Below are 19818 nucleotides of genomic sequence, written 5' to 3'. Positions count from 1 at the left end.
GCCAAACCGCTTACATGAAATCGCGTCTTCGCCTGTCATGCGTTGTTGCAAATCCTCGCCATAGCTACGGCTATGACTGCGGTTTGTGCCTAGCCTGGCAGGCGAATCCATCGATTTCATTTGTAAGCCAATTGACGGAACGGAGTACTAGGAGGCTGTCCGAGAATAGCGATCACAGCTTCGTCCGCAGTAGATCAGTTTATTTTCGGATAGCCTAGCGGTCAACCGAGGATTCCTGACTGGATTGCTATAAGCCGCATCAATTCATCAGCAACCCATGCTCATCGCGCGACATGGCTGCATATTCCTCTTCGAAGAAAAATTTCTGTTCTCCGAACGCGGGACGCAAATCATCCAGCCAGGTTGCCTGTGCATCATAACGGGCGAAAAATGGCCGCTGCACCCAGTCCGGATTGCGGCCTTGAATGAAGCGCAGCACGAATACACGTTCTCCGTTGATATCCGCTACGCCCTGGATTTCAACCTTGCCTGGACCGGCGCTCATTGATGGTCCGCGTGCGGTGCGCCCCATGCCGGAAACCTGTTGGATTGCTGTACGGTAAATTTCCCAGGCCTTGACCAGTGGGACTTCGAAATAGCGTTTTGCCCCGGTATTGCGTTCCACGAACATATAGTAAGGCACAATACCCTGCTTGACTTGGTCTTTCCACATTCGCGCCCAAATTTCGGCATCGTCGTTGATATGTGCAACCAGTGGTGATTGGCTGCGTATGACGACGCCGGTTTCACGCAGCTTTCGAATTGCCTCGCGGGCGATGGGTGTGTCCAATTCGCGCCAATGGTTGCAGTGCGCCATGATGGAGACATGTTTGCCGGCTTGTACCAATTTTTCGAGCAGTTGTAACAAAGCGTGCGCGTCATCATCCAGCACAAAACGGTGGGGCCAGTACGACAAGGCTTTGGTCCCGATGCGTATGGTCTGGAGATGCTCGAATGCCGGTGTGGCCAGGGGTTCAAGATAGCTTGTTAGATGGCGGGTTTTCATGATCATGGGATCTCCGCCTGTGATCAGGAGATCGGTCACTTCCCGGTGCCGCTCCAAATATCGGTGCAGCAGGGTAGATTCGCTGGTTGCGATACGCAGTGATTTGTCGCCCACGAACTGGGCCCAGCGAAAGCAGAAAGTGCAGTAGCTATGACAGGTCTGGCCCTGGCTAGGGAAGAACAATACCGTTTCACGGTATTTATGTTGCATGCCATCGAGATGCTCGCCATCCAGGCGTGGCACATTGAGTGACTGTTGCGCGGCTGGATGTGGGTTGAGTTGTTCGCGGATTGCTTTGATCGCTGTTTGCAGGGAAGCAGGGTCGGCCTGGGCATCGAGCATCGAGGCGATCCGATCAAAGTCTTCCGGTGCCAGCATGTCTTGTTGCGGGAAGGTAAGCTGAAATATCGAATCATGCGGAATGTTATTCCAGTCGATCAATTCATCTATGACATATTGATTGACGCGGAAGGGCAGTACCTTGGCAACGACTTGCATGGCACGCCGCTGTGCGGGCGATAGCCGCGCTATTTGTGGAATGGCTTCGAGATGCTGCTCGGTATAGACTCGATAGTTTCTGACAGCGGTCAGATTCTTTAATGGATTGTTGTTATGAGTGCTTGAATAATCATATAAATGCATGAGGTATGTCCTGAAAATTGCAAGGATTTACCGGGCGATCATTCTTGACAGACTGTCATCTCTCGCAGGGGGTTCCCGGGAAGCTGGAGCGGTTTACGAGGCGTGCCCTGACCGCAAATTTTCTCTATCCAGCGGCTGCATTGTCAAGAATTGCCAGGTTGATAAGGTGTGCTGATGTGTATGATACTAATACACAAGTAGCCAGAATAATGTAAGTTTAGGAGGTCAGTGCAAAGCCGCCGGCAAGATGACAGATCAGACGAAGTGAGTCGTTTGCGGGTATCAGCCACAGGTGACGATGATGGCGCAACACTCGCCCATACCAAGGGCCTGCCACTCTGCTGAGCGCACTATTAGCTTTTTTAGATTGTGTGTTGAGGTCATTTCAGCACTGACGTCCTGCCGACCCAAAATCAGCACAAGGGCGTTTATGATAGCATTATCTGCCGCTTAGCGCAGGTACATGGTCTATCGACCCCTTGTGCATGCGGCCGGATCAGCGAATATCCGGCCTGTTGATCAATTGGCGCCTGTGGAGCGTGTCAGCCATTCACGTCCCTTCAACATGGCATTCCAGTACAGCCAAGGAAAAAACTTGACCTTGAGCTGCCAATAAAATCTCCTGGGAACCGTCGGGTTGAGTGGAAAGGAAGGCAGCAATTTACCGCCATAACCAAACTCGGCCATGACCACCTTGCCTCGCTCAACCGTCAGGGGGCAGGCGCCATAGCCGTCGTATATAGTTTTCAGTTCGTGCCCTGTTTTGGCGGCGAGCAGGTTTTCGGCGACGATGACAATTTGTTTTCTGGCCGCAGCCGCAGTTTTAGCGTTGGGCGAGGAGCTTGCGTCACCCAGCGAGAAGATGTTCGGATAACGGGCATGCTGCAATGTTTGCGGATTGACTTCGCAGAAACCACTGGCATCGGCCAGGGGGCTGTTGCGCAAGAAATCGGGGGCGGCTTGGGGTGGCGTGACATGGAGCATGTCAAAAGGTTTGTCTACCCGGCTGACTTGCCCCGAGCTGTCCTTGACCTCAAACGTTGCAATCCTATCGCGGCCATTGACCTTGATCAGGTTGGAACTGAGAACCAGCTTGGCGTGATAGCGCTTGACGTATTCCATCAAGGGCGGCACGAAATCCGCCACCCCGAATAGTGCAGGTGTGGCGGTATTGAATTCGACGTCGATGTTATCCAGAACACCTTGACGCAACCAATGGTCGCAGGATAAGTACATTGCCTTCTGTGGCGCGCCGGCGCACTTGATCGGCATCGGTGGTTGTGTAAATAGCGCTTTGCCGTTCTTGAGTTGTTCGGTCAGAGACCATGTATAAGGCGCCAGATCGAACCGGTAGTTCGAGGTGACGCCATTCTTGCCGAGCGTTTCTTCGATACCCTCGATTTTTTCCCATGCCAACCGAATGCCCGGACACACGATCAATTGACGATAGCCGATCGAGCGTCCATCTGCTAAATGAACCAGATTGTTGTCCGGTGTAAAACCGTTGACTTCGGCCTGTATCCATTCCGCACCCGGTGGAATGACATTGGCCGTATCGCGGACTGTTTCTGCAATGTCGTATGCGCCACCACCCACCAGCGTCCAGGCAGGCTGGTAGTAGTGTTTGGTGCTTGGTTCGAGGATGGCGATTCGCAGAGAAGGCTGGCGACGCAACAGGCTCGCCGTGACGCCAATGCCTGCTGACCCACCGCCCACCACCACGATGTCGAATGCATTGTCCCAGCTGCAGGCCGCCAGGGTTTGTTTTTCGCCAGCCTGTGCAGGCGGAACGCTGTATGTTTTGGGCGAACCTTCTTCCCAGTTGCAGGCATCGGTGACGCGCTCTTCTTGCTTGCCAGCGACTTGGGTTGCTTCGCTTTGCTCATATAGGGCCTTGGCGCGCTTGCCCGAGCCGCAAAAAGCCAATACCGGGCCGGGCAGCTTTTCCAGTAGCTGGTGGAATTCGGCGCACTTTTCAGCGGTCACTTTCCCAATTTCAACCGGCAGATAGGCAAATTGCAGGCCAGCTGCTTGCGCTGAATTTTTCAACTCGGAACTGGCTGGCTGGTTTTCCCCGCCTTCCCCGTCGGGACGGTTGCAGATGATCGACTTGTAACCGGCTGTGGCGATCTTGGCGATATCTTCGGTGCTGATTTGTCCCGTGACAGCGACTTTGTCATCCAGTTTGTTCCAGTTTGCTTGGGGTGTTGTGCTCATGATGCGCTCCTCCTGTTGGGATAAATTTGCATAATTGCCGGCATGACCAGGTATGCGAGGCTTTTCCGGGATATGTCAATTGGATTATCGTGATGCGGCACCTCCGCTTGTCCGGCGCGAACGCTCGAAGAGGTTGTCGATAAAGGGCGTCGTGTCGTGCGAATTGCGTGCTGCCTGCAGGCCGCTGTCCTGGCAATATAGATTGAATAGAGTCAGCATGATTTGAATCGCTTCCGGACTGGCAAGACTGTAGTAAATATATTTCCCTTGGCGTTCTGTCGACACGAGCTTCTCCTCGCGCAGTACGGTCAGCTGTTGTGAGAGTGTGGGTTGTCGAATGCCCAGTTGCTGTTCCAGTTCGCCGACATTTTTTCTTCCCTGCATTAACTTGCATAGAATCAATAAGCGATCTTCGTTGGCCAGAATTCTCAGCATTGCACAGGCTCTGACGGCGGCCGCTCTTTCCTCTATCATTGCCGACAGGTCTGGCAGTTGTGCAGATGAGTTAATCATAGTTCAAGTTTCAAGATTATAGGCATTAATGATGGAATCGGCGTGCATTGTGTCGTGTTCTGATGGGAAATCTTTGCCGGTCAGTGACGGCGCATGCGGTGTTTTTCCAGTTGATCGAAAATCACCATCCCTGAGAGCATGGCCACGACGAATATGATTGCACCTGAATGACCGGATGCAGCCAGCACCAGTCCCGGTCCGGGACATATACCCGCTATGCCCCAGCCCACGCCAAATGCGATACTGCCCAGAATTAAACGGTGGTCCAGAATATTGGAGGTGGGCAAATGCAAGGGAGATGCCAATAATGTCTGGCCGCGTTTTTTTGCCAGCCGGAAGGCGAAAAAACCGACACCTACGGCACCGGCCATCACAAAAGCCAGGGAAGGATCCCATTGCTCGGTGACATCTAAAAATGCAAGCACTTTCGCGGGATTTGCCATACCAGACAGAATCAGTCCGATGCCGAAGACGAGCCCTGAAAGTAATGCGATTAATTGGATAAGCATGAGTGATAGTCCTCTACATTATTGCAATCTGATATAAACAGGCACGGCCAGCCAGACTCGTCCGCAGTAGATCAGTCTATTCTCGGATAGCCTCCTGGCATAATGATTTTCTCGATGCGCGATTCAGTTGCCAGCCAATGGCTCAGTACAGGCCATGCCGAATGACATAAACGGTAATCATTCCCATTGTCATGAATAGCAGGGTGGCCACGATTGAGCGCGGTGACAGGCGTGACAGGCCGCACACCCCATGCCCGCTGGTACAGCCAGAACCATACCGGGTGCCAAGCCCCACGATCAGCCCGGCCAGTGCGAGCAGTCCATGGCTGGTTTCAACCTGAATGGCAGGCAGCTCGTCGAACCAGCGCCATAGCCATGGCGCCAGCAGCAGGCCGGCCACGAATGCAGCGCGCCATCCGAAATCACCCTTTTGTAGCCTGAACAGTCCGCCCACAATGCCGGAGATGCCGGCAATGCGGCCTGCAAAAATCAATAAAAATGCAGTGGCCAGTCCAATGATTGCGCCGCCAGCCAGGGCGCTTATCGGCGTGAAAGATTGCCAGTCAATCATGATGACACCTCGGTATAATATATGTATAGATAGAATATGTTGAAACATTATAGCAATATATATATTATAATCAACTGAAATATCAACTACCTTAAGGAGAAGGTTATGCAACCCAATATCCAGGCTTTCTTTGATTCGGCGACTTGGACTGTCAGCTACGTTGTGTTTGACGAGCCGGGTGGGCACTGTGCCATCATTGATCCGGTTCTCGACTATGACCCAAAAGCAGGCAGGACCAAAAATACCTCGGCGGATAAATTGATCGAGTTTGTGCAATCCGAGCGCCTAACGGTCGATTGGATACTGGAAACGCATGCCCATGCCGATCATCTTTCATCGGCAGACTATCTCAAATCGAAATTGGGTGGCAAAACAGCGATCGGGGACCATATTCCCAATGTGCAGCGTGTTTTCAAGCAACTGTTCAATATGGAAGACAGCTTCAATCCTGACGGTTCGCAATTCGATCATTTGTTTGCCGATGGTGATACTTTTGAAGTTGGGCGCTTGCAGGGGAAGGTATTGTTTGTTCCCGGCCATACCCCTGCTGATCTCGCTTATCAGTTTGCGGATGCAATCTTTATTGGCGATACCATGTTCATGCCGGATGTGGGAACAGCACGGGCCGATTTTCCCGGGGGCGATGCCCGGCAGCTTTATCGTTCGATACAAAAACTGCTAGCCTTTCCAGCTGAGACGAGGTTGTTCATGTGTCACGACTACCCACCTACTGATCGCCCGGTTGCGTGGGAGACCACGGTGGCGGCTCAGCATGCGCACAATATTCATGTCCATGATGGGGTGAGTGAAGATGAATTTGTCGGCATGCGCACAGCACGTGATGCGACCTTGGAGATGCCGGTTTTGATTCTGCCATCCGTGCAGTTGAATGTACGCGCAGGAAAAATGCCACCGGCGGAGGAGAATGGTGTAGCCTATTTCAAAATACCTATCAACGCTCTTTAGAGACGCGGCGCGACGTTATGCTATGGTTCAATCCGAGCCATAGCCAATGGCGGCAAGAGCGGGTGGCGCTCTGATTGGCTGTTATTTTCAAGAAGGAGAAACTATATGGCGCCTGGTAACTGGAAAAGGCGACAATTCCTGCAAAGTGCTGCATTGGCGTCACTCGCGGCCAGCTGGCCTAGTGTTGTTTTTGCAGAAAGAAAATTCCAGCCAATTGCTGACAAGGGTTTTAAGCCGGATGTGGAAATCGAGCTGGTTGCCAGGCGGGAGACTGTTTCCCTTAAACCCGGTCCGGCTACTCGGGTTTTTCGCTACCATGCGACCTTGCGCAAAGGCCCGCCTTCGACTCTTGTTCCCATGCCGGGCTATCTAGGGCCCACCCTGAATTTCGTGCAGGGGCAGAAAGTCCGCATCATCTTCCATAATCAATTACCTGAGCCGACTATCGCCCATTGGCATGGTTTGCACGTGCCACAGGTGATGGATGGCCACCCTATGTATGCCATTGCGCAGGGTCAGCAATATATTTATGAATACGAAATCAGAAATCCGGCCGGCACGAATTGGTATCATTCGCATACTCATGAAATGACGGCCACCCAAGTCTACCAGGGACTGGCGGGATTGCTTACGATTACCGATGAGCAGGAGCAAAAGCTGGCGCTGCCTGGCGGGGAATATGATCTACCGATTGTGATCCAGGATAGAAACTTTACTGCAGATAACCAGTTGCAATATCTGCAGCGTGGTATGCATGAGCGTATGGTGGGTTTTCTGGGCGATACGATTGTGGTCAACGGGCAAATCAAACCGGTGATTCCGGTTAAAACGCGTGCCTATCGCCTGCGCTTTTTTAATGGCTCCAATTCCAGAATTTACAAACTGGGGTGGAAGGATGGGACGCCACTTACAGTGATCGGTACCGATGGCACTTTGCTGGAAAAGCCCGAGACCTATCCTTATATTATGCTGGCGCCTGCAGAAAGAGTGGAGTGTTGGGTGGATTTCAGCGGGCGCGAGCCTGGCACGGACCTCATGCTCTATAGTCTCGAATTTAAAGGCGCCGTGCCACGCATGGGCGGTGGCAGGCGTGGAGGCGGCGGTATGAGGCGGCATGGCATGCCTCAGGGCGCGGTATTTCCAGTGGTTAAATTTCACATTGCCGAAAAAGTCAGCGAGTCACCCGGATTGCCGGAAAATTTAACGCCTTTTCATCGTCTGACTGAAAAGGATGTTTCGGATCCTGCCAGGGAGATTCCGATCGCGCTCAGCATGAGGCGCATGTCACCCCAACTCAATGGCTTGTCGTTTGAGATGCTGAAGGTGGTGGATGCCGAACGCATCCCTGTCAATACCATCCAGAAAATCAGAATTTATCATGATGGCCATGGGATGCGCGGTGGCCGAGGAGGCCCGGGCGGCGCACGTGGGGGAAGGGGGGGTATGGGAATGACCATGCCACATCCCATTCACCTGCATGGAGAGCAGTTCCAGATACTTTCCCGCATCATGCGTGATCAGAACACCAGCGACTATGACACCGTGAAAAAAGGTTTTATCAACAGTGGCAGGAAAGACACGGTCCTAGTCATGCCGGGCGAAGAAGTGACCATTCTCAAGCCCTTCAATGATTATACCGGGCTATATCTTTACCACTGCCATAACCTCGAGCATGAGGATATGGGGATGATGCGCAATTTTCTGGTCAGCTAGTCACAAAAACGTCGCATGAATCATATGCCTCTGGAGCCTTTTCAGTTTCAGCAGGGTGCGTTTGCGCGCCATAAAACCGACGAGAGTTTGTCCTGAGCTTAGGGCTCGTTAATAAATAACTTGAGCATACGCTGGGGTCGCTTTTGGCGCATACCGGCGTTGCAAACCACTTGTTGTGAATGACACAACGGCCTGTCTTGCGCCTTGGTCTGCGTCAAAAGCGACCCCAGCCCGAAGGGTTGTTGCGTATTCGGGCATCTGCTTCGTTGCGAGGCTTGCGAATGGAACGACCATTCGGTTATACCTCGCGCCTTACATCTTTCCCGAATACGTAACAACGTATACCCAAATTATTCATTAACGAGCCCTTAATATCCACTGCTGAAAGTTGTAGAGAGGCATATAAAATCACTGCGAGATGCTTGTGCTCGCCTTATTCATCAGTTCTGGTTTTTTCATTGCCGCCCGAGTGCTGCATGTCTACCAGTAGCGCACATTGCCAGTATCCAGATGAATGAAGTTAGAGGCTGGATAATAACCTACGCCGCCGGCGTTCAATGATATCGCCGCTTTTCTGAGGGTGTTGAGCGGTACCCCAGGCAGACGTATATCTATGGCTCTGCCCTGCATGTGCAAGCTTTTTTTGGCGACACCATGACTGTTGGCTGCAAGGGCAGCATTCGTTGCAGGTGATCGATAGCCGGATATCACTTGAAATTCCCTGGAAATTCTCATTCGATGATGCAGCAGTTGCATGACATCGAGTAATTGGGGATCGATTGGATGCTGTTCGCCGGAACGATGATCGCGCAACACCTTTTGTATCGCCTGGAGTGCTTCCGGAATATATGTTCCTTGTTCCCAATAAACAGTTTTGATGCGTTCTCCCGTATGCAAATTGAGCAGTGACAGGTGTTTCTCATTTGCCCGGGCTTGACTCGCGTAGGCGGAAGGGATCGCCAGCAGCGCGCATGCACCAAGTCCCGCTCGCAAGAGATGGCGGCGTGTGGTGCCATGGGCGGTCAATTTTTTGGTGATGTTGATATCAATTGGTTGATTGAACATTCGTTCTGCTCCCTCATGAAAATAATTTAATACGACTGTGAAAGTTGCGCGGGTTCGGGCCAGCGCGCATGGGCCAAGGCTCGTTTGTCGCGGCCATATATATCGGAGGAAAAGCGTACATCGCCTTGTTCGTCGCTCCAGGCCGTTATGTATACGAGGTAGATCGGTACGCGTTTTGGCAAGTGAACAGTACGCGTCTTGCCGCTGTCCACCTGCTGTGTGATATTGGCATCTTCAAGTGAGCGTCCCAGTAGAAATTCAGCCAACTGGAACGGTTTCTCCAAGCGGATGCAGCCCGAACTGTAGGTCCGGATATCCTTCTGAAAAAGTGATTTGGAAGGCGTGTCATGCAAATAGATGCTGAAAGGATTCGGAAACATGAATTTGATGTTACCAAGCGCATTCAGATTGCCCGGTGCTTGCTGCAAGGCATAAGGAAAGCGTCTCTCGACTGCATGCCAATCAATCCCATCAGGATCAAGCTCAAATTCATACCGGTAGCTTGAAAACACTCTGATTCCTTGGGAAGCAAAATAATCCGGGTTCTTTTTTTGTTTGGGCCATAGATCCTGGCGTGCGATGCTATTGGGAATATTCCAGTACGGATTGAGTACGAGATGTGAGACTCGGCTATTGAAGCTTGGCGTGGAACGATAATCACGCCCGACGACAATGCGCATATCCAGAACCGGTGTGTGATGCTCGATTGCGGTCAAGTAGAACCCGGCGATATTGACCAGCACATAGCGATCGCCGAAGTTTCTGGGAAGCCAGCGCAGCCGTTCCATATTGATGCGCAATTTTTGAATCTGTTTTTCCAGTGGCGTGTTGAGCGCGCGTCTCGTATGTCTGCCGATAATACCATCCGGATTCAGGCCATGTTGCTGCTGAAAGGTTTTGATGGCAGCCTCCAGCTCATGGTCGTACCATTCGCTCTCAGCGGTGGTGAGAGCATATTCTGCTTTCGTATACGCTGCATGGGCTTCAAGGATGCGTTGGCGAATCAATGGAATGGCCGGGTGGGTCGAATTGGGCCGGATGGCAGACGCGATTTCCGGGATTTGCGTCCAGTGGGTGCCTGCGGCAGCCAGCTGACGCAGTTTCATGAGCAGGCGCCTGAGAGCGTTATACTGGGGCATGCTCGGAGCCAGGTCAGCGAAGGCCTGCTGCAGATTGTTCTGCGTGAGTGCTTGCTGCAAGAATGTTACCGAGTCAAATTTCTGTTGTGGAATATGCCAGTCCGGATCGGCGGCGGTTGCGGATAGTTGTCCGCTGTACAAATCTTGGGCCAGCGCCAACAGTGACCGGGTGACACCCAATTCCAGCGCCAGACCGGTTTCCCCTTCAGGGCTTGCGTGCAGCTGCTGTAAATGGGCGCTGCTATAATTGCTTATATCCAGGCCCTCCTCGTCGGCGCGTGCGATAAAGGATAAGGCCGTATCCAAGATAGGTTGGTACTGGTTGGATATGATCCAGGCAGGCTGGTAATCACGCTGGGCATAAAAATGCTTCAATCTCACCTGGGCTGACTGGTTGCCCGTGTCATCGGTATCTTGTGCCAGTTGCCGGCGTATTGTCTCCGCGCTGACCATTGCCGAGGCTGTCCCAGCATAAACCGGAAGCAGCACTAATAGCCCGATGAGCAGCGCCAAAAGCTGCCGCATCATCATTGTTTGCCTGACGGGGGGGCTTGCAACACCCGATGTCAGGCACGGAAAAGGTGCCTGGTATTTATCGATAGGGAAAATCACTTATCATTCAATCTTGATATGGGTGCGGATGCGTAACCTTTTTCCGCGAGAAATTGCGTTTTATCATACCTTTGGTTATCCATAAAGCAGAAATCAAAGGGCTTTTTCCGCCGTTTACTGCTGCTGGAAGTGATTCAAGCCGGCAAATATTGCTCTACAATACCATTCATTATTGCCCAGGATTTTATTCGTTATGCCTTTTAGCCCTGTAATCCTCTGGACCGACCTGCTGGTTTATCTGTTGGTAGTAGTGGGCATCGCCTTCGGTTTCTATATCAGGCGCCATACCTATCTGCTTGTATCCTGGCGGAGGGTTGCGCATAGTGCCAGCGGCATGGCTGCGTTGACAGTGCTGCTGTGTTTCTTATTCATTGGTTTGCTGGATACGGTGCATTTTCGTCCGGCCTTGGAACAATCGCTGCATGGCGTGGAGGACAAGGTTTACAGCGCCGAAGTATTGAGTCTGCTCGACGTGTTGCTTGGACCGTTGCGCCTGCATGTGGAAAAAACTTACTCGGCGCCGTTGTCCGCACATCTGTATGCGAAAGAAACCCTTGAGACATCCGATGGTGAGCAAATCAGGGATTTTGCCCGGTTAATCTATGGTGGCGCGCATTTGAGTGATCCCGATACCGAATTGGCGCCAGATATTTTTTGGCGAGCAATGTCAGGCCTCGGCGGAGGACTGCTGGTATGGGGGGGGCTGATGATGGGTTTTGGCATGATGCAGGCGAGGCGCTGCCAAACTGCATTCTGGCCGATGCAGGCAGCCATCTGGCGTGGCAGAACCGAGATTCCCTGGCATGCCATATGGACCACACTCGCACTCATTCTGCTTACGGTCGGCGCGGTTTTTGCCTTGGCCTCGCATTATCATGTGCTTGGCACCGATAGAGTCGGCCAGGATGTGTTGTACCAATCGCTCAAGAGCATACGCACCGGCCTGGTTATCGGCACCTTGACAACCTTGATCATGTTGCCATTTGCCTTGCTGCTGGGGATTGCGGCGGGGTATTTCCGTGGCTGGATCGATGATGCCATCCAATATATTTATACCACGCTCAGTTCCATTCCGAGCGTGCTGCTGATTGCCGCAGCGGTGCTGATGATGCAGGTTTATATCGAGACGCATGCGGAATTGTTCGATACAGTGGCGGCACGCGCTGATTTGCGATTGTTGTTTCTTTGCATCATTCTGGGAATCACCAGTTGGACTGGCTTATGCAGACTGCTGCGGGGCGAAGCCCTGAAATTGCGTGAAATGGAGTATATTCAGGCCGCGCATGCGTTTGGTGTCTCTCACTGGCGGATTATCAGCCGCCACATCCTGCCCAATGTCATGCATATTGTGTTGATCGCCACCGTCATGGATTTCAGTGGGCTGGTTTTGGCAGAAGCCGTGCTTTCTTATGTGGGGGTAGGGGTTGATCCATCCATGATCAGTTTTGGCACCATGATCAATGCTTCCAGGTTGGAGTTGGCGCGTGAGCCGATGGTTTGGTGGACGCTGTTCGCCGCGTTTATTTTTATGTTTGCGCTGGTGCTGAGCGCAAACCTTTTTTCAGACGCAGTGCAGAACGCATTCAATCCGCGTATCAGCACGCGAGTCGGACACTCGGACGGATCCAACGGGCAACCTGCGCCGGATAGCCAGGCAGAGAATACCCTATCGGCGACCCAGGGCGCTGTCCGCACATGAAACCACTGCTTGCAATTGACAATCTCAGAACCATTCTGCGAACCGGTGCGCAACCTGTGCGGGCAGTGGATGGCTTGACGCTTGAAATCCAGCGGGGAGAGACATTCGCTCTGCTGGGGGAATCGGGGTGCGGGAAATCGATGACGGCATTGTCCATCATGCGCTTGTTGCCGGATGGCGGGGATATTGTCCAGGGCAGTATCCGCTTGAATGGCGATGAGTTGCTGACGCTGCCGGAAGCGGCCATGCGTGCGGTGCGGGGTGGCCGTATCGGCATGATTTTCCAGGAACCCATGCTCAGTCTCAATCCAGTGATGACGGTGGGAGAGCAAATAGAGGAAGTATTGGCGCGGCATTTCACCATCGGTCATGCTGCCGCGCAGGCCCGGATTCTGGAGCTCCTGGCACAGGTGGGTATTCCGGATCCTGCGCGGCGCAAGACGGAATACCCGTTTCAGTTTTCTGGCGGCATGAAGCAGCGTGTCATGATTGCCATGGCACTGGCCGGGCAGCCTGAACTACTGATCGCCGACGAGCCCACGACTGCGCTGGATGTGACCATTCAGGCCCAAGTGCTGGATCTCATGCGCGACTTGCAGCGCCAAATGGATATGGCGATTCTCCTGATCACGCATGATTTGGGTGTGGTTGCCGAAATGGCGCATCGCATCGCTGTCATGTATGCCGGGGAGGCCATTGAAACCGCCAGCCGCGAACATTTCTTTAAGCATCCTGCCCATCCCTATTCCCAGAAATTGTTTGCCGCCTTGCCTACCCGGCACAAGCGCAACCAGGGGCTGTCCGTCATTTCCGGAAATGTCCCGCCGTTGTCGGAAATCTTTGTCGGTTGCCGTTTCGCCGATCGTTGTGACCGGGCGTGGGCAAAATGCCGCCAGGTTGCGCCGCCATGGACGGCAGTCGCCCCCGGACATCGGGTGCGATGTCACCTTTATGCCACAGGTGAGGCACAGCAGCCAGCTATCAACGCCTTCCCGCAACACAGCGCGGCGGAGGTTGGCCAGCCGCTGCAACCGGCAGAAGCGACCCCGTTACTGAAAGTAGATGATCTGCGGGTGCATTTTCCCATTCACAAGGGTTTATTCAAGCGTGTGGCCGGTCAGGTCAAGGCTGTCGATGGCCTGACGCTGGACATCGCCTATGGCAAAACACTGGCGTTGGTGGGCGAATCCGGGTGCGGTAAAACAACCGTGGGCAAAGCCATTCTGCAACTCATTCCAGCCACAGCGGGCAGTATTTGCCTGGACGGCGTGGAGCTGAGTGGGTTGCACCGCAGACAACTGTTGAAAAAACGCGCGCAGTTTCAGATTATTTTTCAGGATCCCTATTCATCGCTTAATCCGCGTATGCGGATCGCTGAAATTATCGAGGAGGGAATGCAGGCACTCAACCATAATTTAATGGAAACTTCCAAGGCAGGGAAGAATCGAACAGGGCAAGATATCGATGCTTTGCTGCAGCAGGTCGGGTTACCGGTTGAGGCCAAGTGGCGCTATCCCCATGAATTCTCCGGCGGGCAGCGTCAGCGTATCGCGATTGCGCGCGCGCTGGCGGTCAATCCGCAGCTGTTGATCTGCGATGAGCCGACCAGTGCGCTGGATGTCTCGGTACAAGCGCAGATTTTGAATTTGCTCAAAACTCTGCAGCAGGATCGTGGGCTGGCCTATTTGTTCATTACCCATAATATATCGGTCGTGGACTATCTGGCTGATGAAATGGCGGTGATGTATCTGGGGCGAATCATTGAAAGAGGCTATGTGACAGAGGTCCTTGATGATCCCAAGCATCCCTACACGCAGGCATTGCTGTCGGCCGTTCCTGCGATCGAATCCAAGGACTCGCGTGCCGTGATCCGCCTGGAAGGCGAGTTGCCATCCCCGGCCAACGCGCCGGCAGGTTGTCATTTCCATCCACGTTGTCCGCATGTCATGCCAATTTGCCGTGAGGTTTATCCGGGTGTCAGTCAATTCGGTTCCACGCACATGACGCATTGCCATCTTTATAATTCAGCTTTTTAAATTTTCAGGATTTTTAATGACGATAGACCATGAGGTAAAGCGTCGCCGGACGTTTGCCATCATTTCCCATCCGGATGCGGGTAAAACCACACTGACCGAGAAATTGCTGTTGTTTGCGGGCGCCATCCATATCGCCGGCAGTGTCAAGGCGCGCAAGGCCAGCCGTCATGCCACCTCGGATTGGATGGAAATCGAAAAGCAACGGGGAATTTCGGTGGCCAGTTCTGTCATGCAGATGGAATACCGCGACTGTGTGATCAATTTGCTGGATACCCCAGGCCACCAGGATTTTTCCGAAGATACCTACCGCGTGCTCACGGCCGTTGACGCCGCCCTGATGGTTATTGACGCCGCCAACGGGGTGGAGGCGCAAACTTTGCGTTTGTTGCAAGTATGCCGCGCCCGCAATACACCGATCATAACCTTTGTCAACAAGATGGATCGCGAAGTGCGCGAGCCGCTCGATCTGATCGATGAAATCGAGCGTACCCTCGGCATGGATACGATACCCTTTACCTGGCCCATTGGGATGGGAAAATCGTTTCATGGCGTTTATGACTTGCAGCACAAGCATATGCGGGTCTTTCGTCCCGGTGCGGATCGTTCCGGTCAGGACGAGGTTGAAATTATCAAGGATCTGAATCATCCTTCGGTGTTGCAACGATTTGGGATGAGCCTGACACAGGCGCAGCAGGAAATCGAGCTCATTCTCGATGCCGCGCCGCAATTCGATCAGGATGCATTTCTGGCCGGTCATCAAACGCCGGTTTTTTTTGGATCTGCTATCAATAATTTTGGGGTGCAGGAAGTGCTTGATACGCTGGTCGAACTGGCGCCATCGCCCAGCGCGCGTTGTGCGCTGCAAAGAGAAGTGCTGCCAACTGAAGCCAAATTCTCCGGGGTGGTTTTCAAGATTCAGGCCAATATGAACCCTGCGCATCGGGACCGGATTGCATTCGTGCGTATCTGCTCGGGTGAGTTCAAGCGCGGAATCAATCTCAAAGTCGTGCGCAGTGGGAAAGAGGTTCGCACCAATACTGTTGTCTCTTTTCTTTCGCAGCGTCGCGAGCTGCTTGAGACCGCTTATGCAGGCGACATTATCGGTATTCCCAATCACGGCACACTGCAGCTGGCCGATACCCTGACGGCAGGAGAGGCCTTGCAATTTACCGGCCTACCCTTCTTTGCGCCTGAAATTTTCCAGACTGTAGAAATTGCCGATCCATTGCGCAGCAAACAGCTCAAGCTTGGGCTGACTCAATTGGGGGAGGAAGGTGCGATCCAGGTATTTCGCCCACATATCGGCAGCATTCTATTGCTGGGCGCGGTCGGGATCTTGCAATTCGAGGTCGTGACCCATCGCCTGAAATACGAGTATGGTGTCGAAGCGCGTATTGCTCCAGCCAAGTATCAGCTGGCTCGCTGGGTGACCGCGGATAATCCACGCGAGCTGCAGCGATTCATCGAGGCAAATGCCCATCGTATCGCTTATGATGCTGTCGACGCGCCCACTTTCCTGGCTTCATTTGCGGCTGAAATCAGTGTCGCGGAAGAAAACTGGCCAGCCATCCGTTTCCATAAAATGCGGGAGCATGCCGGGCTCATGTTTCAGGCGCATGCCGTTTGAGTGCAAGAGATTATTTGGTGGGCTGTGTTGTAAATCTCCGTTTTAGATTCATTGTTTCAACCTTATAGCCATTGCGGCGATGTCCGGTTGCCTGCCTGGCAAGGCAACCGATGTGTTGGTGTTTCTGGTTCGCGGTAAATGGTGCATATAGTACTTGTCTCATGCGGTATGGTCGTTCAAATCCGAAGTGCGCTGGGCCGCATCCAAAGCGGCGTAAAAGACAGCCTGCATATCCTGGTTGAAATGGTTGCTTGTTCGAGCGTATATTCGTAATAAAATGCATGTGGCATGATTTGGTGGAATGCTGAGATGGTCAGCCGCTATCGGCTAAAGTTCTGAAGCGGAATGCCGATACGTTCACAGTTATATGAGTTCATACCATAAGGAATTGTACCTTGAAGATAGATCAAACAATCCGGGGCCGCTCGGGTGTCGCCGCTGATGGTGATCAAGGAAAAGTGGATAAGGCGGGTGTTACCAAACCCGATGCCGTTCAGGACAAGGATCATGTGCATATCAGTCCGCTTGCCACGCAAATACAGGCGGCCGGTCCCAATGACCAGGTCGTGGATGCCGCCAAGGTTGCTGAAATCAAGCAGGCTATTAGCGAGGGGCGCTTCAAGGTAAATCCCGAGGTTGTTGCAGATCGCTTGCTGGAATCCGTTAAGGAGCTTATCCAGACCAAGCGCCCACCCACCGGCAAGTGACGTCACATGAATGAAATCTTGAATAGCGGCACGCTGTGCGAAATTTTGCAACTTGAGCTGGAGGCCATGCAAACATTTCTTGCTTTGCTCGAGCGGGAGCAGGCGATACTCGCTGACGGAGATATCAATGAATTGCCTTTATTGACCGGGGATAAGGATCGTGTGGCAGATCAGCTCTCGCAGTTAGAGGTGCGGCGGAATCAGCTGTTAACCACTGCCGGCCTGCCAGGTGGTGCACAAGGAGTTGAAATCTGGTTGTCAGCCAATCACGCAGAGTCATCAATCGAATGCGCTTGGAAGCAGCTGCTTGATCTGGCTCGCTGTGCCAAGGCGCTCAATCTAACCAATGCCGCCATTGTTTCAAACCATCTATTGCATACCCAGCGAAGCTTGAGCGCCCTGCAGAGCGCGGCCGGGCAAGTTACGCTCTATAGCGCCAAGGGATTGACCGCTTTTTAGAAGCTGTCTGTCACGTCAATAATGTTTCACGTGAAACATTATTGACTGCCTTCACGGCAACGGATGTAAGCACCCGCTGCCGTGGGAAATACGCATCGCTCAATAAGTCTCGATTTCCAGCTTGACTGGAACCGATCTGGAGACCACATCAAACACGGGTGAGAACTGGGCCAGTTCTTTTAGTACCGCCGGGGTGGCGCCCGATTTGACACGCATCTTGACCCGGATATCGTGATAACCCTTGCGCACCTCATCGGAAAGCCCGAGAAATCCCCGTAAATCGAGATCGCCTTCTAGTGCAGAGTCAACGGCCTCAATTTCTATTCCGCGTGACGCAGCATGATAGACCATAGTGGTTGTGAGGCATGCGGCCAGCGCGTGCAAGATAAATTCAACCGGATTCGCGCCCTTGTCCTGTCCAAGCAGGATAGGGGGTTCGTCGGCATCAAGCATAAAAGGCTCGCTGCGCGTGCTGTCCTCGTTGCGGCAGCCATAGAAAGATTGAATGGTGGAGCGGTTGTGCCCGCCATCTATCCAATGATTGTTGCTGCGGAACTGGAATGCAGCCAGCTCCTGATCCTTCTTGACCGCATCGATCGTTTCGAACAAAGCGGTTACATTGACGCCATTGACGGTTTTAGTGGTGGGTTGAGTGACTGTTTGCGTGCTCATCGTTGCCTCCTGTATGGGTTGAATAATTGAGTGGGTCACGTTGCTGGCAGCAGGGCTGTCTTGGTCGCGACTTGTGGTAACGATAAAGCTTGACAGTCAAATGGGTAAGTAGGATTCTTGACGAAAAGAGGGCATTTGTGCCACTAATTGAGGAGATCCCGGTGGATAAGCCTGACGGTGGGCGTGAGTCAGTCAAGGTGTTGATTGTGGCTGTTGAGCAAACGGCAGGATCGGCCTTGTATGGTATGGTCGATGTGCTCATGGCAGCCGGTAATTTGTGGCAGGCAATGGCAGGCGAGCCCGAGCATCGCATGTTTCATGTGGATATTGTGGCGCTGGATAGAGCGCCATTCCGGTGTGGCCACGGTATTCCGGTCATCCCTGATTTCTCGATTACAGATAATCCCGGGGGAGAGATATTGATCCTGCCGGAACTATGGTTGGGTCCAGATGAAAGTCTGCATGGACAATATCCGGCACTGATAGCCTGGATCAAGCGCAAATTTCAGGAAGGCATAACCATTTATTCCGCTTGCTCAGGCACCGTGATGCTGGCCGAGACGGGTTTGCTTAATGGGTATGAGGCAACTTCTCACTGGGGTTACCAGGATTTGTTCCGCAAGTATTATCCCGAGGTGCATTTTCAGGCGCAGCCCAATCTGGTCTTTTCTGATCCATCTGCCCGGATCGTTACCGCAGGCGGGGCGACATCATGGCATGATTTGGCTTTGCATATCATTGCGCGTCATGGCAGCCCAGGCGAAGCGCTGCGTATTGCCAAAGTGTATCTGCTGAAATGGCATGAGGAAAGCCAACTCCCCTTTACGCCATTGGTGCGCAGGAGCTTGCACGGTGATTCAGTGGTGCGCCATTGCGAAACTTGGTTGGCAGAACATTTTCGCGAGAATGGAGCGTTACAGAAACTGGTCGAAGTCTCTGACATTCCAGAGCGTTCGCTGAAGCGCCGCTTCAAGGCCGCAACAGGCCATACCCTCATCGAGCATCTGCATAATTTGCGCGTCGAAGAAGCGAAGAAAATGCTGGAAACTACCCATAGTCCGGTGGCGGAGATCAGTGCTGCAGTAGGCTATGAAGATATTTCATTTTTTAGAGCGTTATTCAGGCGCCTGACGGGCTTGACTCCAGGGCAATACAGGCGACTGTTCCAGCCGATTTTGCGGGATGGCGAGCAAAAAAAGTCATATGAGCAAGTAGTTTAGTCATGGTTGGGAGCCGTGAAGGAATAAGTGTTACAGTTATTTTTGAGCGACTCCTGATATGCGGTCAAGTGTCCGTCTGGCAATGATCGTTGAAAAGTCTCATGCCTTTAAGTTATCGCCAGCTTCAATATCATATCCTTGATGGCGATGCACTATTGCCACGGGGTGCACTTGTGCACCGGTTTTTGGTATGCGCCAAAAGCGACCCCAGCGTATGCCCAAGTTATTCATTAACGAGTCCTAAGCGATATTGACAGGCCAGATTAATGTCCTGGCATTAAAAATCAGATAAAATATTGATATTGCAATCGCAGCACTTGATTGTGCGGCTGGCTGGATCGCCATACTGCCAGGCCGGAGGGCTTGCCTGGCCAGTGTCGAAGCGCCATGTCGGCATCGTGGCTATTGAACCTGAGAAACAACATACTCCAAACCGCATCCAACC

The 19818-nt window shown here is 52.7% G+C and carries 16 protein-coding genes; 8 read left to right on the top strand and 8 right to left on the bottom strand.

Features of this window, described 5'->3' with window-relative positions:
• Positions 1–259: 259 nt before the first annotated feature.
• From BLV85_RS00695 to BLV85_RS00675, 5 genes are all read right to left on the bottom strand, one after another.
• A complete protein-coding gene (locus tag BLV85_RS00695; protein ID WP_090411091.1) occupies positions 260–1648 on the bottom strand; it encodes a KamA family radical SAM protein in 1389 nt (462 codons plus the stop codon).
• A 519-nt stretch (positions 1649–2167) separates the two neighbouring features.
• Complete coding sequence (locus BLV85_RS00690) at positions 2168–3865, bottom strand: bifunctional protein tyrosine phosphatase family protein/NAD(P)/FAD-dependent oxidoreductase (protein ID WP_090411088.1); 1698 nt, start codon at positions 3863–3865, stop codon at positions 2168–2170.
• Between the two features lie 84 nt (positions 3866–3949).
• A complete protein-coding gene (locus tag BLV85_RS00685) occupies positions 3950–4378 on the bottom strand; it encodes an ArsR/SmtB family transcription factor (protein ID WP_090411086.1) in 429 nt (142 codons plus the stop codon).
• Between the two features lie 80 nt (positions 4379–4458).
• Complete coding sequence (locus tag BLV85_RS00680) at positions 4459–4887, bottom strand: YeeE/YedE family protein (RefSeq protein ID WP_090411084.1); 429 nt, start codon at positions 4885–4887, stop codon at positions 4459–4461.
• A 142-nt stretch (positions 4888–5029) separates the two neighbouring features.
• Positions 5030–5458 (bottom strand): YeeE/YedE family protein, encoded by a 429-nt coding sequence (locus BLV85_RS00675; protein ID WP_090411204.1) that lies wholly within the window; start codon positions 5456–5458, stop codon positions 5030–5032.
• A gap of 105 nt (positions 5459–5563) precedes the next feature.
• Here BLV85_RS00675 and BLV85_RS00670 point away from each other — a divergent pair, with 105 nt between their 5' ends.
• Positions 5564–6424 (top strand): MBL fold metallo-hydrolase, encoded by an 861-nt coding sequence (locus BLV85_RS00670; protein ID WP_090411082.1) that lies wholly within the window; start codon positions 5564–5566, stop codon positions 6422–6424.
• Positions 6425–6529: 105 nt separating this feature from the next.
• The gene (locus tag BLV85_RS00665; protein WP_090411080.1) at positions 6530–8137 is read left to right on the top strand and encodes a multicopper oxidase family protein; all 1608 of its coding nucleotides are present in this window, start codon (positions 6530–6532) and stop codon (positions 8135–8137) included.
• Positions 8138–8617: 480 nt separating this feature from the next.
• Here BLV85_RS00665 and mepK read toward each other — a convergent pair whose 3' ends face one another.
• Both mepK and BLV85_RS00655 read right to left on the bottom strand, forming a co-directional pair.
• The gene (mepK, locus tag BLV85_RS00660; protein WP_090411078.1) at positions 8618–9202 is read right to left on the bottom strand and encodes a peptidoglycan L,D-endopeptidase MepK; all 585 of its coding nucleotides are present in this window, start codon (positions 9200–9202) and stop codon (positions 8618–8620) included.
• 26 nt (positions 9203–9228) lie between these two features.
• Complete coding sequence (locus tag BLV85_RS00655; protein ID WP_245725025.1) at positions 9229–10869, bottom strand: L,D-transpeptidase family protein; 1641 nt, start codon at positions 10867–10869, stop codon at positions 9229–9231.
• Positions 10870–11146: 277 nt separating this feature from the next.
• Here BLV85_RS00655 and BLV85_RS00650 point away from each other — a divergent pair, with 277 nt between their 5' ends.
• From BLV85_RS00650 to BLV85_RS00630, 5 genes are all read left to right on the top strand, one after another.
• On the top strand, positions 11147–12652 hold the full coding sequence (locus tag BLV85_RS00650) for an ABC transporter permease (RefSeq protein ID WP_090411074.1): 1506 nt from the start codon (positions 11147–11149) through the stop codon (positions 12650–12652).
• Positions 12649–14688, top strand: coding sequence for an ABC transporter ATP-binding protein (locus BLV85_RS00645; RefSeq protein ID WP_090411072.1), 2040 nt, complete (start codon positions 12649–12651; stop codon positions 14686–14688). Before BLV85_RS00650 ends, BLV85_RS00645 begins: the two co-directional genes overlap by 4 nt.
• Positions 14689–14704: 16 nt before the next feature.
• Positions 14705–16315, top strand: coding sequence for a peptide chain release factor 3 (locus tag BLV85_RS00640; protein ID WP_090411069.1), 1611 nt, complete (start codon positions 14705–14707; stop codon positions 16313–16315).
• A 395-nt stretch (positions 16316–16710) separates the two neighbouring features.
• Positions 16711–17022, top strand: coding sequence for a flagellar biosynthesis anti-sigma factor FlgM (flgM, locus tag BLV85_RS00635; protein ID WP_090411067.1), 312 nt, complete (start codon positions 16711–16713; stop codon positions 17020–17022).
• A gap of 6 nt (positions 17023–17028) precedes the next feature.
• Complete coding sequence (locus tag BLV85_RS00630; protein ID WP_090411065.1) at positions 17029–17481, top strand: flagella synthesis protein FlgN; 453 nt, start codon at positions 17029–17031, stop codon at positions 17479–17481.
• Between the two features lie 99 nt (positions 17482–17580).
• Here BLV85_RS00630 and BLV85_RS00625 read toward each other — a convergent pair whose 3' ends face one another.
• Positions 17581–18153, bottom strand: coding sequence for an OsmC family protein (locus BLV85_RS00625; protein ID WP_090411063.1), 573 nt, complete (start codon positions 18151–18153; stop codon positions 17581–17583).
• Between the two features lie 137 nt (positions 18154–18290).
• On the opposite strand from BLV85_RS00625, the gene BLV85_RS00620 reads away from it, so the two are divergent.
• Entirely contained in the window at positions 18291–19373 is a 1083-nt protein-coding gene (locus tag BLV85_RS00620; RefSeq protein ID WP_218132747.1) for a GlxA family transcriptional regulator, read from the top strand.
• Positions 19374–19818 lie beyond the last annotated feature (445 nt).

The sequence above is a fragment of the Nitrosomonas halophila genome (genome assembly GCF_900107165.1).
GTDB classification, from domain to species: Bacteria; Pseudomonadota; Gammaproteobacteria; order Burkholderiales; family Nitrosomonadaceae; genus Nitrosomonas; species Nitrosomonas halophila.
This window is presented reverse-complemented; position numbering and strand designations above follow the sequence as displayed.